We start from the raw sequence: 583 nt of genomic DNA on the forward strand, positions 1-583 counted from the left end.
TTATTAATTGCGCCTTCTAATCATCAACCTGTCGATAAACCTAGGCAGCATACACCGCCTAGGTTTGAATTCCTTTTCTGATTGTTAAAGAGCGTTTGGCCTGTAAATCTATTTTTAAATAACTTTAATCACAAAAGTAAAATATTGAGCTCGTAGGCACGTTTTATATTTTTCTCTAGCAATACGGGGTCATCACTAAAGGGGGCAATAACATAATTAACTTCATCCCTCGGGTATTCTTTTTCGCCATCAATATCCGTATGAAAAACATATTTATAATTGTTTTTTATCTCGGGATCGAGGGGGTAATTTTCCATATAGGGGCCAATTTTATCGCCTTTCCAAACTGTGCTATATCCTTTGTCGAGGTAATCCTGAACAGACTGCAGTAGCCCAAAAGGGATTGGTTTATTTTTATCCATAAACTCCGTTAATAATGTCCACGACCCACAAGCCCCATCGTAACTATCAGCAAACGCGACTATGTATTGGCAATCCCTTTTACCATGTTTAGGGTATTTTTTAGGGATTAAACTTGTAACAGGCATGCCTCTTCCCAAACTAAAGCCTAACGAGCCTCGAT

At 38.4% G+C, this 583-nt stretch carries 1 pseudogene; it reads right to left on the bottom strand.

The window, feature by feature from the left end:
- Nucleotides 1-128 precede the first annotated feature (128 nt).
- A pseudogene (locus tag H5186_RS22695) lies at nucleotides 129-583 on the bottom strand (hypothetical protein); the annotation flags it as partial.

Source organism: Pseudoalteromonas sp. SG41-2 (assembly GCF_014164535.1).
In the GTDB taxonomy this organism is placed as follows: Bacteria; Pseudomonadota; Gammaproteobacteria; order Enterobacterales; family Alteromonadaceae; genus Pseudoalteromonas; species Pseudoalteromonas rhizosphaerae.